This window comes from Enhydrobacter sp. (assembly GCA_025808875.1).
Classification (GTDB): Bacteria; Pseudomonadota; Alphaproteobacteria; order Reyranellales; family Reyranellaceae; genus Reyranella.
On sequence record CP075528.1, the window covers coordinates 2,296,130 to 2,309,667 of the forward strand.

At 67.1% G+C, this 13,538-nt stretch carries 15 protein-coding genes and 1 tRNA gene; 14 read left to right on the forward strand and 2 right to left on the reverse strand.

What is annotated here, in order from left to right:
• Positions 1 to 12 precede the first annotated feature (12 nt).
• From KIT25_11300 to mnmA, 10 genes are all read left to right on the forward strand, one after another.
• Positions 13 to 1,251 (forward strand): IscS subfamily cysteine desulfurase, encoded by a 1,239-nt coding sequence (locus KIT25_11300; protein UYN97482.1) that lies wholly within the window; start codon positions 13 to 15, stop codon positions 1,249 to 1,251.
• A 31-nt stretch (positions 1,252 to 1,282) separates the two neighbouring features.
• Positions 1,283 to 1,714 carry a Fe-S cluster assembly scaffold IscU gene (gene iscU, locus KIT25_11305; GenBank protein UYN97483.1) on the forward strand — a complete coding sequence of 144 codons (432 nt, stop codon included), beginning with the start codon at positions 1,283 to 1,285 and terminating at the stop codon, positions 1,712 to 1,714.
• A gap of 81 nt (positions 1,715 to 1,795) precedes the next feature.
• On the forward strand, positions 1,796 to 2,116 hold the full coding sequence (locus tag KIT25_11310) for an iron-sulfur cluster assembly accessory protein (GenBank protein UYN97895.1): 321 nt from the start codon (positions 1,796 to 1,798) through the stop codon (positions 2,114 to 2,116).
• A gap of 16 nt (positions 2,117 to 2,132) precedes the next feature.
• Complete coding sequence (gene hscB, locus KIT25_11315; GenBank protein ID UYN97484.1) at positions 2,133 to 2,645, forward strand: Fe-S protein assembly co-chaperone HscB; 513 nt, start codon at positions 2,133 to 2,135, stop codon at positions 2,643 to 2,645.
• Positions 2,642 to 4,537, forward strand: coding sequence for a Fe-S protein assembly chaperone HscA (gene hscA / locus KIT25_11320; GenBank protein ID UYN97485.1), 1,896 nt, complete (start codon positions 2,642 to 2,644; stop codon positions 4,535 to 4,537). The genes hscB and hscA overlap by 4 nt, the downstream gene beginning before the upstream one ends.
• Positions 4,538 to 4,873, forward strand: coding sequence for a ferredoxin family 2Fe-2S iron-sulfur cluster binding protein (locus KIT25_11325; GenBank protein ID UYN97486.1), 336 nt, complete (start codon positions 4,538 to 4,540; stop codon positions 4,871 to 4,873).
• Positions 4,874 to 4,882: 9 nt separating this feature from the next.
• Positions 4,883 to 5,089, forward strand: coding sequence for a Fe-S cluster assembly protein IscX (gene iscX / locus KIT25_11330; protein ID UYN97487.1), 207 nt, complete (start codon positions 4,883 to 4,885; stop codon positions 5,087 to 5,089).
• 96 nt (positions 5,090 to 5,185) lie between these two features.
• Positions 5,186 to 5,716: a hypothetical protein gene (locus KIT25_11335; GenBank protein UYN97488.1), complete on the forward strand. Its 531-nt coding sequence runs from the start codon at positions 5,186 to 5,188 to the stop codon at positions 5,714 to 5,716.
• 65 nt (positions 5,717 to 5,781) lie between these two features.
• Positions 5,782 to 6,246 carry a hypothetical protein gene (locus KIT25_11340; GenBank protein ID UYN97896.1) on the forward strand — a complete coding sequence of 155 codons (465 nt, stop codon included), beginning with the start codon at positions 5,782 to 5,784 and terminating at the stop codon, positions 6,244 to 6,246.
• Between the two features lie 213 nt (positions 6,247 to 6,459).
• Positions 6,460 to 7,584 (forward strand): tRNA 2-thiouridine(34) synthase MnmA, encoded by a 1,125-nt coding sequence (gene mnmA, locus KIT25_11345; protein UYN97489.1) that lies wholly within the window; start codon positions 6,460 to 6,462, stop codon positions 7,582 to 7,584.
• On the opposite strand, the gene KIT25_11350 is transcribed toward mnmA, so the two are convergent.
• Positions 7,581 to 8,321 (reverse strand): hypothetical protein, encoded by a 741-nt coding sequence (locus KIT25_11350; GenBank protein UYN97490.1) that lies wholly within the window; start codon positions 8,319 to 8,321, stop codon positions 7,581 to 7,583. The two genes, mnmA and KIT25_11350, sit on opposite strands and share 4 nt — an antisense overlap.
• Positions 8,322 to 8,424: 103 nt before the next feature.
• Here KIT25_11350 and KIT25_11355 point away from each other — a divergent pair.
• Together KIT25_11355 and KIT25_11360 are read left to right on the forward strand one after the other, a co-directional pair.
• Positions 8,425 to 8,501: transfer RNA gene (locus tag KIT25_11355), tRNA-Met, on the forward strand.
• Between the two features lie 67 nt (positions 8,502 to 8,568).
• Positions 8,569 to 9,591, forward strand: coding sequence for an NAD(P)/FAD-dependent oxidoreductase (locus KIT25_11360; protein ID UYN97491.1), 1,023 nt, complete (start codon positions 8,569 to 8,571; stop codon positions 9,589 to 9,591).
• Here the strand turns inward: KIT25_11360 and KIT25_11365 are convergent.
• Positions 9,588 to 11,057 carry an amidohydrolase family protein gene (locus tag KIT25_11365; GenBank protein ID UYN97492.1) on the reverse strand — a complete coding sequence of 490 codons (1,470 nt, stop codon included), beginning with the start codon at positions 11,055 to 11,057 and terminating at the stop codon, positions 9,588 to 9,590. The genes KIT25_11360 and KIT25_11365 overlap by 4 nt on opposite strands.
• A 42-nt stretch (positions 11,058 to 11,099) precedes the next feature.
• On the opposite strand from KIT25_11365, the gene KIT25_11370 reads away from it, so the two are divergent.
• Together KIT25_11370 and hydA are read left to right on the forward strand one after the other, a co-directional pair.
• Entirely contained in the window at positions 11,100 to 12,056 is a 957-nt protein-coding gene (locus KIT25_11370; protein UYN97493.1) for a dihydrodipicolinate synthase family protein, read from the forward strand.
• A gap of 3 nt (positions 12,057 to 12,059) precedes the next feature.
• Positions 12,060 to 13,532: a dihydropyrimidinase gene (hydA, locus tag KIT25_11375; protein ID UYN97494.1), complete on the forward strand. Its 1,473-nt coding sequence runs from the start codon at positions 12,060 to 12,062 to the stop codon at positions 13,530 to 13,532.
• Positions 13,533 to 13,538 lie beyond the last annotated feature (6 nt).

The following is a 13,538-nucleotide window of genomic DNA, read 5'->3' on the forward strand; positions in this document are numbered from 1 at the left end:
CAAGGGGTTAGCATGAGCGCTTTCACACAGATCCGGCGCAACGACCAGCCGATCTATCTGGACTACCAGGCCACCACGCCGATGGACCCCCGCGTGCTGGAAGCGATGATGCCGTATTTCACCCACAAGTTCGGCAATCCCCATTCGCGCAGCCATTCTTACGGCTGGGAAGCCGAGGAAGGGGTAGAGAAGGCGCGTGGCCAGGTCGCCAAGCTGATCGGTGCCGACGAAAAGGAAGTGATCTTCACCTCGGGCGCCACCGAATCGAACAACCTCGCCATTCGCGGCGTCGCGGAGTTCTACAAGGACCGCAAGAACCACGTCGTCACTACTGTGACCGAGCACAAGTGCGTGCTCGACACCTGCCGCCACCTTGAGCAGAGCGGCTTCGAGGTGACGTATCTGCCGGTGCAGAAGAACGGCCTCGTCGATCTCGACCAACTGCGCGCCGCCATCACCGACAATACGGTGGTGGTGTCGATCATGGCGGTGAACAACGAGATCGGCGTCATCCAGCCGCTCGCCGAGATTGGCAAGATCTGTCGCGAGAAGAAGACGTTCTTCCACACCGATGCGGCACAGGCGGCCGGCAAGATCGCGCTCGACGTCGAGGCCATGAACATCGACCTGTTGAGCATCTCCGGCCACAAGATCTACGGTCCCAAGGGCATCGGCGCCCTCTACGTCCGTCGCAAGCCGCGCGTGCGGCTGGTGCCGTTGATCGTCGGCGGCGGTCAGGAACGCGGATTTCGCTCGGGCACCCTTCCCGCACCGCTTTGCGTCGGGTTGGGCGAGGCCGCGGAGATCTGCCTGAGGGAGATGGATTCCGAGGCCAGGCGGCTGAAAAAGCTGCAGGAGAGGATGCTCGAGGGCCTGCGCGACAAGCTGCCGGAAATCTACGTCAACGGCGACTTGGAACAGCGCATTCCCGGCAACCTCAACATCAGCTTCGCCTATGTCGAGGGCGAGTCGCTGATGATGGGCATAAAGGGCCTGTCGGTGTCATCCGGATCGGCCTGCACCTCGGCCTCGCTCGAGCCGAGCTACGTGCTGCGCGCGCTAGGCGTCGACGAGGAGCTCGCGCACACGTCGTTGCGCATCGGGCTTGGCCGCTTCACGACGGAGCAGGAGGTCGACGCCGCCATCGACGAGCTGGTGCGTCACGTAACGCGCCTGCGCCAGATGAGCCCGCTCTGGGAAATGGCCCAGGAGGGCATCGACCTGAAGTCAATCGAATGGGCCGCGCACTGACGCGGTCTTTGGGGACATCGAGGAGAGTGTCATGGCCTACAGCGAGAAGCTGATCGATCACTACGAGAACCCACGCAACATCGGGTCGCTCGACAAGAGCGCCGAGGATGTCGGTACCGGCCTGGTCGGTGCGCCGGCCTGTGGCGACGTCATGAAGCTGCAGATCAAGGTCGGCCCGGACGGGCTGATCGAGGATGCCAAGTTCAAGACCTTCGGTTGCGGCTCGGCGATCGCCTCGTCGTCGCTCGTCACCGAATGGGTGAAGGGCAAGACGGTGGACGAGGCCGAGACGATCAAGAACACCGATATCGCCCGGCACCTCGCGCTGCCGCCGGTGAAGATCCACTGTTCGGTGCTGGCCGAGGACGCGATCAAGGCGGCGATCGCCGACTACCGCGCCAAGCTGGCGAAGAAGGACGAGAGCCTGCCGCAGCGCATGCATGAGACGCCGGCCGCGGAGTAACGACGTATGAGCACGCCCGTCACCACGGAAGCCGTCAAGCCCGCCGCGGCACTGCGTCCGCGCCGTCCGCGGCCGCAGGTCATGACCGTGACTCCCCAGGCGGTCGAGCGCGTCAAGGCGCTGATCGATGGGCGCGGCAAGCCGACGGCCGGCATCAGGATCGGCGTGCGCACCAAGGGTTGCTCGGGCCTGTCCTACACGCTGGAATTCGCCGACAAGCAGGAGCCGATGGACGAGATCGTCGAGGCCGAGGGCGTGAAGCTGCTGATCGACCCGAAGGCATCGCTGTTCCTGATCGGCACGGTGATGGACTACGAGGAAGAGAAGCTGAAATCGGGGTTCGTGTTCAAGAACCCCAACGAGAAGGGCCGCTGCGGTTGCGGCGAATCCTTCCACGTCTGACCTGCGTTCGGTCGCCATGGATCATTTCGCGCGGCTGGGACTGCCGGCGGCGTTGGACCTCGATGCGACGGCCCTCGACCGGGCCTACTTTGCCGCCCAGCGCAAATGGCATCCCGATCGGTTCGCGGCGCGCCCACCCGAGGAGCGCGCACGGGCGTCGATCGAGGCAGCCGCCCTGAACGACGCCTACCGCACGCTCAAGGACCCGCTCGCCCGCGCCGTCTATCTGGCGCAACTGAGAGGTGTCGAGTTGCCCGGCGACGGCAAGACGATCGACGATCCGGAGCTTCTCATGGAAGCCATGGAGGCGCGCGAGGCGTTGCAGGACGCGATGACGAGCGAGGCGGTCGAAGCACTCGCGGCCGGGGTACGCGACGACATGCGCCGTGCGCTCGACGGGCTTGGCGGCTTGTTCTCGGCAAACGACGGGGTCGCCATCAAAAAGGCGCTGCTTCGACTGCGTTACCTCGACAAGTTCGCCGACGAGGCGCGCGCGCGCCGCACGAACCTGGAGCAGGCGAGGACATGACGCTGCTGGAAATCCACGAGCCAGGCGAAACGCCACTGCCCCATGCCGGCGAAGGCTCGCTGGCGGTCGGCATCGATCTCGGTACGACCAACTCCGTTGTCGCCATCGCACGCGAGGGTAAGCCTGCCACCCTGCACGACGAGACCGGCAAGGCGCTGGTGCCCTCGGTCGTCGCCTGGCCCGCGGCCGGCGGCGTTCTGGTCGGCGATGCGGCGCGCCTGTTGATGGTGCGTGAGCCGAAGAACGCCGTCGCGTCGATCAAGGGCCTGATGGGCCGCGGCGCGGGCGACCTGCACGCCGTCGCGGGCGTGCTGCCCTACGAGATCGAACCCGGCACCGGCGAGATCGACATGGTCAAGCTCCGGATCGGCGGCAAGGCGCGCTCGCCGGTCGAGATCTCCGCCGAGATCCTCAAGGCCTTGCGCCATCGCGCCGAGGCCGCACTGGACAAGAAGATCGAACGCGCCGTCATCACCGTGCCGGCCTATTTCGACGATGCCGCGCGCACCGCCACGCGCGACGCCGCACGCGTCGCCGGGCTCGAGGTGCTGCGGCTGGTCAACGAGCCGACCGCGGCGGCGCTGGCCTACGGCCTCGACAAGGGCGCGGAGGGTCTCTACGCGGTCTACGATCTGGGCGGCGGCACCTTCGACTTCTCCCTGCTGCGGCTGGAGAAGGGCGTGTTTCAGGTCCTGGCGACCGGTGGCGACACCGCCCTGGGCGGCGACGATTTCGACCGCGCCATCGCCGAACGCATGCTGGAGGAGCGCAGGCGCGACGGCATCGGCGACCGGGTGGACGAAGGTGCGGTGAAGGCTGCACTGGCGCTCGCGCGCACGATGAAGGAGCAGCTTTCCGACCGCGACCAGACATCGGGCCGGCTGGAGCTCGCCGGTATGCCGTCGTTCCACGCGCTGTCGCGCACCGAGTTCGAGGCGATGATCGGCCGATATGTGACGAAGACGCTCGACATCGCGCGCCACGTGCTGGCCGACGCCGACATGAAGCCCGCCGACGTGCAGGGCGTGGTGTTGGTCGGCGGCTCGACGCGCGTGCCGCTGGTGCGCGCGCGGGTCGCCGAGATGATCGGCAGGCCGCCGCTCGTCGACATCGACCCCGACGAGGTCGTGGCTCTCGGCGCGGCGTTGCAGGCGGAGGCGCTGACCGGCGGTTCGGACACGCTGCTGCTCGATGTGGCACCGCTGTCGCTCGGCCTCGAGACCATGGGCGGGCTGGTCGAGAAGGTCGTGCCGCGCAACACACCGATCCCGGTCCAGATCGCCCAGGAGTTCACCACATACCAGGACGGCCAGACGGCGATGGCCATCCACGTCGTGCAGGGCGAGCGCGAGATGGTCGACGATTGCCGCAGCTTGGCGCGGTTCGAGCTGCACGGCATCCCGCCGATGGCGGCCGGCGCCGCCCGCATCCGCGTTGCCTTCGCCGTCGATGCCGACGGCCTGCTGACCGTTTCGGCCGACGAGAAAACCACCGGGGTCGCCCAGCGCATCGAGGTCAAGCCGTCCTACGGGCTGAGCCACGACGACATGGCCGACATGCTCTACGACAGCCTCGAGTACGCCGAGGAGGACATCGCCCGCCGCCTGCTCACCGAGGCGCGAGTCGAAGGGCGGCGCAACCTGCTTGCGCTCGATGCCGCGCTTCAACGGGATGGAGAGTTGCTGTCGGTCGACGAACGCCTTGAACTGGATCGAGCGCGGGCACGGCTTGAGGAGGCAAGCAACGGCGATGATCGCGACGCCATCAACGCCGCTGCCGAGGCCCTCGAGGCGCTCAGCAAGCCGTTCGCCGAGCGCCGCATGGATCGCGGTATCCGCGACGCGCTGTCCGGCGTGGCGGTCAGCGACCTGGAGAGACGAGTAGGGGACTAGATGCCGAAGATGACGTTCATCCTGAAGGACGGGTCGCGCCAGGAGGTAGAGGCGCCGCTCGGTCTTTCCGTGCTCGAGATCGCCCATCGCAACGGCGTCGACATCGAGGGCGCCTGCGAGGGGTCGCTTGCCTGTTCGACCTGCCATGTCGTGGTCGACCAGGGCTGGTTCGACAAGCTCGCGCCGGCGAGCGAGGACGAGGAGGATATGCTCGACCTCGCCTTCGGCCTCACCCATACGTCCAGATTGGGCTGCCAGATCCGCATGTCCAACGAGCTCGACGGCTTGGTGGTCAAGTTGCCGGCGGCGACGCGAAACATGATGGTCGACAAGTAGGGGATGAGGATGGCCCGCAAGCTGCGCTGGAGCGACGTCCACGACATCGCGATCGAACTCGAGGAGCGCCATCCCGACGCCGACAACGTCAATCTGCGCTTCACCGACCTGCACCGCTGGGTGCTGGAACTCCCCGACTTCGAGGACGATCCCAACCGCTCCAACGAGAAGATCCTGGAGGCCATTCAGGCGGCCTGGATGGAGGAGCGGGGATGAACGCCCTCGTCCATGCGTAACCCTCGAAGGCTTGGGGTAGGCGCCGCAATTTCGTCGAAAATGTTGACGAAATTGCATGCTTCGAGAGGGGTTTCCATGCGGGGCTACGGGATGCGCTGGCTGCTGCCGCTGTGGCTGGTGGTGGGCCTGTCGGCGTGCGAATCGAATGCGGTGCGACCCGGTATCGTGCACACCTCGGCAAGCACGACGGTCGCGCCGACGACCTATGCCGCCGCGGTGCCGGGCGAGGCCGGACGTGTCGTGTCCATTCACGAGGTGGCGTTGCGCGGCGCCGGGGGTGGTTCCGGACGCGGACCGCTGCTCGGCGGCCTGATCGGTGCGGCAAGCGGTGCGGCGATCGGCGGCGCCACCAGCAGCACGGTGGGAGGTGGATTGATCGGCGCCCTGCTCGGCGCGGTGGGCGGCGCCATCGCCGGCAGCATCGTCGACGGTCAACGTGGCGCCGGCCGGGGAATCGAGGTCACGGTGCAGAAGGACGACGGCCAGACCGTCGTGGTTGCGCAGTCCGATGACGGCGACATTCAACTGGGGGATCGCGTACAGATCGTTCAGGGGCGGGGCGGCGTCGCCAGGGTCGTGCGCGACGCCGCACGGCGTACCGATTGAAACATAAGAAAGGGATGGTCGTGATGCTCGGCAAGAGGATGGCCGCCGTTATGCTGCCGCTGGCCATGGTGGCGGGACTCGGCGCCTGCACCCAGAGCGGCGGCGTGCAGCCCGGCGTGGTACAGACCTCGGCGCCAGGCGCCTATCGCGGCGAATCGGGCCAAGTCGTAGCCATCCGCGAGGTGCCGATCCGCAGCGCCAGCGGCGGCGTGAGCGACGGCACGCTGATCGGCGGCGGCCTCGGCGCGGCCGGCGGCGCGGCGATCGGCGCGGCGACGACCAATTCGGTCGGTGGTGCGGTGGTCGGCGGTCTGTTGGGCGCGGTGGGCGGCGCCATCGCCGGGACGGCGGTCGACCGCAATTCCACGCGGCGTGGCATCGAGGTGACGGTGCGCAAGGACAATGGCGAGCAGATCACCATCGCCCAGTACGACGACGGCGACGTCCAGATGGGCGATCGCGTGCGGATCGTCTACGACCGCAACGGGGTGGCCAAGGCGGTGCGCGACACCGGCTATCGCCGCGACTGACCGGTCGACCGCTGCAGGAGATGCCCCAGCCCGGAGTGTCGGCACGAGCGGTCGCTCGGAATTCTGTATAGGCCTTTTCGCTATTGCCGCAATTTCCGCCAGCGTGCCACACCCTCGGGCGTCAGAAATTATGATCCAAATTGCCATACCGAGGGCGGCACCGCTTGGCGAGGCATGGCGGCGCAACGACCGGCGCCTTATATAGCCCGCGCCATGGCCCGTAACTCCCTCGACATCGACAAGGCACCTGCCGACACGCGGGTGGTCGTCGCCATGTCGGGAGGAGTCGATTCGTCGGTCGCGGCGGCGTTGCTCAAGGAACAGGGCTACGACGTGCTCGGCGTGACGCTGCAGCTCTACGACCACGGAGTCGCTGTCGGCAAGAAGGGTGCGTGCTGCGCCGGCCAGGACATTCTCGATGCGCGCCATGTCGCGGAGCGCATCGGCATCCCGCACTACGTGCTCGACTACGAGAGCCGTTTTCGTGCGGAGGTCATGGACTCCTTCGCCGACTCCTACGTGCGCGGCGAGACCCCCGTGCCCTGCATCACCTGCAACCGCACCGTGAAATTCCGCGACCTGCTGCGGACCGCGCGCGAACTCGGTGCCGAGGCGCTCGCGACCGGCCACTACGTGCGGCGGGTGGTGGGCGAGGCCGGACCGGAACTCCATCGCGGCGCCGATCCGGCGCGCGACCAGAGCTACTTCCTGTTCGGCACGACGCGCGAGCAGCTCGACGTTTTGCGTTTTCCCCTCGGCAACCTGACCAAGAGCGAGACGCGCGCGCTGGCCGAGCGCTTCGGCCTGCCCGTCGCCGACAAGCCCGACAGTCAGGACATCTGTTTCGTGCCGAGTGGCGACTACGCGTCCGTCGTGCGCCGACTCCGCCCCGAGAGCGGTGAACCCGGCGACATTGTCGATCTCGATGGCCGGGTGATTGGCCGCCACGACGGCATCATAGGCTTCACCGTCGGCCAGCGTCGCGGTCTGTCCCTCGGCGGCCGCGACGGGACCGACAACGAGCCCCTCTATGTCGTTCGGCTCGAGCCGGAGACCCGCCGCGTCGTGGTCGGTCCCCGCGGCGCGCTCGGTCGCTCGGAGGTCGCGCTGCGCGACGTGAACTGGATTGGTCCGCCGATCGCGGATGCCCTGCCGGTGCAGGTGCGCGTTCGGTCCTCCCAGGCGCTGCGGCCGGCGCTGGTGGCGTTCGGTGGTGGCGGTGCCATCGTGCGCTTCGTCGAGCCCGAGATCGGGGTGGCGCCCGGCCAGGCCTGCGTGATCCACGATTCGGCGGGCGGCAGTCGCGTGCTGGGCGGCGGCTTCATCCGGCGTGCCTAGCGGCGCAAGTCGCAGCTAAGCTTGCTGCGGTGAATGGCGATGGTTTCGTCGCCCTGGCGCAGGCAGCCCATGACCCAGTCGCCCGTATAGACGTCGCCCGTGCTGTAGACCTTGAACGAGCCCTCGCCATGGGGCGTCTCGTTCCTGAATTCGCCCTCGTAGACGTCGCCGTTCGACCAGCGGTAGCGGCCGCGTCCGGTGATGACGCCGTCCCTGAATTCGCCTTCGTAGTAGTTGCCGTTCAGAAACTTGAAGATGCCCTTGCCGTTCTGCCGGCCGCGAGACCAGTCGCCCGTGTAGGTGCTGCCGCCGTACCATTCGTAGGTGCCGCGTCCGTCCGGTAGGCCGTCCTTCCACATGCCTTCGTAGGTGTTGCGGTTGAACCAGGTCTGCTTGCCGCGGCCGTTGCGCTCACCGTCCTTGAATTCGCCTTCATAGACGTCGCCGTTGGTCTGGGTGAGGGTGCCGCGGCCTTCCATCCGGCCCTTCTTCATTTCGCCCGAGTAGCTCTTGCGGGTCGGCTGGCCGGCGAGGATCCAGCGCAGCACACCCTTGCCTTCGGCGTAGCCCTCGAGGCACTCGCCCTCCCAGCTCACCTGCTCGTTGGAGACCGGGTAGGCGTTCCATACCTTGCACTCGGTCCTGGGATCGGCGAACCAGCCTGGTCGCGCCCACGACTGCCCGAACGCGGGAAGGGCGAGGAACATGAGCCCGACGGCCCAGAGACAGAGCGACATGATGGGAGCCTTTCTCCAAGACTACCTTGGAGACGGCGCCGTTGACAGCCCGGCGCCCGCACCCTTAATACCCCGCACTCGCGCCCATCCGCGGGCGCTTCATGGCTGGGTAGCTCAGCTGGTTAGAGCACGGCACTCATAATGCCGGGGTCGGCGGTTCAAGTCCGCCCCCAGCTACCAAATTTGGCCCCCGGTCGCGCGCGGCCGGGGGCTTTATTTCGTATCCCCCTGTCGCCACGTTAGGATCATGCCGGAACGACACACGCACCAGACCGACGTCGTCATCGTGGGCGCCGGCCCCGTCGGCCTGTTCGCCGTGTTCGAATGCGGCATGGTGCGGCTGCACTGCCATGTCGTCGACGTGCTCGACGATGCCGGTGGCCAGTGCACCGCGCTCTATCCTGAGAAACCGATCTACGACATCCCGGGTTTCCCGCGCATCGAGGCGGCCGAACTGGTGGTGAGGCTGAAGGCGCAGGCGGCACCGTTCCGTCCGGTCTATCACCTCGGCGAGCAGGTGCAGGGCCTCGAGCCACTCACCGGCGGCTACTGGCGGGTCACGACCTCCAAAGGAACGGTGCTGCAGGCCAAGGCCGTGATCGTCGCCGCAGGCGTCGGCGCCTTCGGGCCGAACCGACCGCCGCTTCCCGGTATCGAAGCGTACGAGGGCAGGAGCGTCTTCTACTACGTCACCCAGCGCGAGTCCTTGCGTGGCAAGCGTGTGGTCATCGCGGGCGGCGGCGATACCGCCGTCGACTGGGCGCTGTCGCTGGCCGAGATAGCCGCGCGCGTTTCGGTGGTCCACCGCCGCGACCGCTTCCGTGCCGCGCCCGAGAGCGAGGCCCGGCTCAAGGTGATGGCGCAGCAAGGCAAGATCGACCTCGTCGTGCCCTATCAACTCGCGGGGCTCGAGGGCGACGGCGGCCAGCTCAGGTCGGTCACGGTAGCGACGCTCGACGGGGCGGTGAGGAAGATCGAGGCCGACATGCTGCTGCCGTTCTTCGGGCTGTCCATGTCGCTCGGGCCGATCGTCGAATGGGGGTTGGCGCTCGAGCGCAACCAGATCGCCGTCGATGCCGCGACAGCCGCTACCAGCAAGGCGGGCATCTTCGCCGTCGGCGACGTCGTTACCTATCCTGGCAAGCTGAAACTGATCCTGACCGGCTTTGCCGAGGCCGCCATCGCCGCGCGCTCGGCCTACGCGCTGATCCACCCCGAGACGCCGCTGCACTTCGAGTATTCGACGACCTCGGGCGTGCCGGCGGTCTAGGTGACCGGTCGGCTCTGCGGCAGGCGGTCCTTCTTCACGTAGACCGGTGGCGCGAGTTGCTCGGCGCTGCGGCCGGCCCAATCGCGCTGCGGCACGGTCTTGAGGCGCTTGCGCTGGCCTTCGACCAGGCCGGCCGTTGCCGCGTCGACGTCGATGGTCTGCACCTTGCCGTCGCGCACCACTTGGACGCCGTCGACATAGACATGGCGAATGGCGCGGTCGCTCGCCGAGTAGATCAGGCTGCGCACCGGCTCCTGCGCCGGTTGCATGTAGGGATGCGCCATGTCGACGAGGGCGAAGTCGGCCTTGGCGCCGGGTGCCAGCCGCCCGAGGTCGGGCCGGCGCAGGATCTTCGCACCGCCGACCGTCGCCGCCTCGAAGGCGTGCCGCGTTGTGCCCATCTTGTAGTTGCCGGAGACGACGCGCGCGAGATAGCAGGCGAGCCGGATCTCATCGACCATGTTGTGCGGGAACGTGTCGGTACCGATGCCGACCGTGATGCCCGAGTTCATGTAGCGGCCGATCGTGTTCAGCGCCATGCCACGGCGCGCGAAGACGGTCGGGCAGTGCGCAACGGCGGCACCGGAGTCTTTGAGGATCTCGAAATCGCGGCCGTGCGGATAGTGGATCTGTGGATGGTCGCTGAGGAAGATTGCATGGCCGATCACCAGGTCGGGACCCAGCACGCCGATTGCATCGAGCCATTCGATCGGAGTCTTGCCGTGGCGATGCACCATCTCGTGGAACTCGACGACGGCCTGGCAGGCGTGGGTCTGCATCGGGATGCCGCGCCCGCGGGCCTCCTGCAGGGCCTCCTTGAAGTAGCCTTCGCGGCAGGTGTCGATCTGCGACGGGCAGACCATGCCCGACAGGCGGCCGCTGGGGTGCCTGAGCGCGGCGTCGATCGTCGCCATCGCCGACTGGAAGGCCTTTTCCCCCGCCTTTTCGTCCCAAGCGTACTCGACCGTATGGCCGTTCCGGGTGAACCAGTATCCTTGACGCATCATCGGTGCTACCACCGCGCGGATCCCCGAGCGCGCGAGATCTTCGACCCATCCAGGCCGTGCCACCGAGAGATCGGTGATCGTGGTAACGCCGCTCTTGAGCAGCTCAGACAGAGCGACCAACGTGGACGGGCCGGCATCTTCGGCGTCAAGGCCGAACACCGGCAGGTATTCGTACAGCGAGCTTTGGCCCAGCTTGTCGCTGCCGAACTCCTCGGTCAGGCCCTTGTTGGCGGGTTCCGAGAAGGGATGGCTGTGCACGTTGACGAAGCCCGGGATCGCCAGGTAGCCCTTGCCGTCGACGGTGGTATCAGCGGTGCCGGCGTAGCCCGGTCCGACATGGACGATCTCGTTGCCGCGGAACACCAGGTCGGCACCGTCGAGATAGACGTGGCGCTGCTCGGCCTCGTCCCAGGCCACGACATGGTCGAGGTTCGCGATGCGGGTGATCTTGTCGCTCATCGGATGCTTACCCTCCGCGCGTGAGACTGGCATGATTGGGCTATGACTTCAAAACTCAGCGAAGCCGCCAAAGGCGTCTACATCATCGCCGCCACGCCCTTCACAGACGACGGTGCCCTCGACCGCGCGAGCATCGACTCTCTGACAGACTTCTATATCGACTGCGGCGTACACGGCTTCACCTTGCTAGGCATGATGGGCGAGGCGCACAAGCTTACCGTCGAGGAATCGCTCGAGGTGGTGAAGCGCGTCGTCGCGCGCGCCGGCGACCGCCAGGTGATCGTCGGCGTGAGCCACGCCGGGCTGGAGAACGTGCGGCGGCTCGCGCACGAGGCGATGATCGCCGGCGCAGCGGGCGTGATGGTCGCGCCTCAGGCTGGCCTCAAGGGCGACGACGGCATCTACAACTACTATGCGCAGGTGTTCCAGGCACTCGGCCCGGATATTCCGGTCGTCTACCAGGACTATCCGCAGGCCACGGGCGTCTACCTGCCGGCGACGGTGTTCGAGCGGCTGGTCGACGACTTCAACCAGCTCGTCATGCTGAAGCACGAGGATGCGCCGGGTCTCGCCAAGCTCTCGCGCATCCGCGAGGGCGAGAAGAAGCCGGGTCGCCGCCGTGTTTCGATCCTGGTCGGCAACGGCGGCCTCTACTATCCGCAGGAGATGCGGCGCGGCGCCGACGGCGCCATGACCGGCTTCGCCTGGCCGGAGATGCTGGTGCAGGTCTATGAGCTCTTCGCGGTGGGCAAGCCGGAGGAGGCGGAGGACCTGTTCGACATCTACCTGCCGCTGGTGCGGCACGAGGTGCAGCCGGCGGTCGGGCTGGCGCTACGCAAGGAGGTGCTGTTCCGCCGCGGCGCCATCAAGTCGCCCCGGCAGCGCGCGCCGGGCTCCTCGCTGACGGCAGCCGACAAGGTCGAGCTCGACGGTCTGATCATGCGCATGGAGCGCCGGCTTGCCGCGTCGGGCCATGGTCGCAAAGTGGCGGCGGAGTAGGAGATGGCCGACTACGACCTGATCGTCCGCAACGCCCGCATTGTCACCGAGGACCGCCAGATCGAGGGCGACATCGCCGTCAAGGACGGCCGCTTTGCTGCGATCGAGCCGGGGGTGAAGGGCACGGCGTCGCGCGAGATCGACGCTGCGGCCAAGTTCGTGCTGCCCGGCGGCATCGACAGCCACGTCCATATCGAGCAGCGCTCGGGCTTCGGCATCATGTGCGCCGACGATTTCTACAGCGGCACCGTGTCGGCGGCCTTCGGCGGCACGACCACGGTGATCCCGTTCGCTGCTCAGCACCGCGGCATGTCGCTCCGCCAGGTGGTGCAGGACTACCACGCCGCTGCTACGCCCAAGGCGGTGATCGACTACGCCTTCCATCTGATCGTCACCGATCCGACGCCGCAGGCGCTTGGGCAGGACCTGCCGGCGCTGATCAAGGACGGCTACACCTCGTTCAAGATCTACATGACCTACGACGCCATGAAGGTCAGCGACTACCAGATGCTCGACATCCTGGCGCTGGCGCGGCGCGAGGGCGCGCTGGTGATGGTGCATGCCGAGAACCACGACATGATCCAGTGGCTGGCGCATCACCTGATCGACCAGGGCCACGGCGCCCCCAAGTTCCACGCCATCGCCCATGCGCGCGTCGCCGAGGCCGAGGCGACCAACCGGGCGATCTCGCTGGCGCGGCTGGTCGATGCGCCGATGCTGATCGTGCACATGTCGGAGATCGAGGCGCTCGAGACGCTGCGTCAGGCGCAGAGGAAGGGACTAAAGATCTTCGGCGAGACCTGTCCGCAATACATCGCGCTGACGGCCGACGACATGGACAAGCCCGGCGTCGAGGGCGCGATGTGGTGTTGCAGCCCGCCGCCGCGCGATTCGATGGCGCAGGAAGCGGTGTGGGCGGCGCTGAAGGACGGCACCCTGCAGACGTTCTCGTCCGATCATGCGCCCTACCAGTTCAACGAGAGGGGTAAGATCCCCAAGGGCGACAGGACCACCTTCAAGGAGATGGCCAACGGCGTGCCGGGACTGGAGTTGCGCCTGCCGCTGCTGTTCAGCGAGGGCGTGCAGAAGGGCCGTATCAGCCTGCAGCAGTTCGTGGCGCTGGGCTCGACCAACCATGCGCGGCTCTACGGCCTCTATCCGCGCAAGGGCACCATCGCCGTCGGCTCCGACGCCGACTTCGCCATCTGGGACGCCGACAAGCGTGTCACCGTGCAGTGGAAGGAGATGCTGCACGACAATGTCGGCTACAGTCCTTACGAGGGCCGAGAGATCCATGGCTGGCCGGTGGTGGTGGTGAGCCGCGGCCGCGTCGTCGTCGATAATGGCAAGCTCGACGCCGAGCGCGGCTCCGGCCAGTTCCTGCCCTGCGATTCGCCCGATAGCGCTAAGCCCAAAGGCATGATCGCCCCCGAGCTGCAGAGCATGTCGCGGTTCGGGTTGAAGCCGCTCTTCTAGAGGAGA